Source organism: Polaromonas sp. P3_C2 (assembly GCF_056402675.1).
The window spans coordinates 1-789 of record NZ_JBFUGX010001128.1 but is presented as its reverse complement, the minus strand read 5'-3'; the positions used below and the strand labels follow the sequence as shown (position 1 = coordinate 789).

The window sequence follows — 789 nt, the reverse complement described above, 5'->3', positions numbered from 1 at the left end:
GGCTGGTGTAGCCCAGCACCTGCAGGCCGGCTTCCTGCCCTGCCAGGGCAACACCGGTGAAGTTGACATGCGCCGTGATGTCCTTGTCGCCCACGTCCGCCAGCGCATCGGCATCGGCCAGGTGGCCACGGTGGCACATCAGCGTGCCCATGCTGCGTTGCGGATGGTAGTACTCGTGTTCGGGAAAGCCGTAGTCGAGCAGGAACACAGCGCCGGCGTCCAGCCGGTCGGCCAGTGTCCGCATGAAGCCTTCCGCCTGCCGATGGATTTCTGTGACGTAATCGTGTTCGCCTTCCACTTCAATGGGAGGCCGGAGATCGGTCGGGCTGTCGGCATGGACAAATCCTCCCTCAAGGCGGGCCACGCCGCGCTCATGCCAGGTGTTGTTGAGCCGCGCGAGCAGCTTCACCGGCATGGCATCCAGTACTTCGTTGCCCACCACCACGCCCCGCATCTGCGCCGGGAGCTCCGCTACCCAGTCCACCTTGCCGGCAAAAGCCTGCAACCGTTCCTGCTGGCGCTCGCGCAGGCTGCCCGACAAATCGACGACGCGGTACTGCGTGACAGAGTCGCCCAGCGCATCCAGCAACTGGTGCGCCAGGGCGCCCGAGCCGGCGCCGAATTCCCAGATTTCCGTGGTGCCGGTTGCCGCAAGGGCTTCTTTCACCTGCCTGGCCAGCGCCCGGCCAAAGTGGGCGGACATCTCCGGGGCCGTCGCAAAATCGCTGCCCGACTGCGGCATCAGGCCGAATTTGCGCGAGGCATTGGCGTAATAACCCCAGCCGGGCG

The 789-nt window shown here is 65.8% G+C and carries 1 protein-coding gene; it reads right to left on the bottom strand.

Going from position 1 to position 789, the window contains the following annotated elements; all coding sequences use genetic code 11:
• Positions 1–789: class I SAM-dependent methyltransferase (locus AC1DWI_RS25105; protein ID WP_477726174.1), on the bottom strand; the 789-nt coding region annotated here is incomplete at both ends.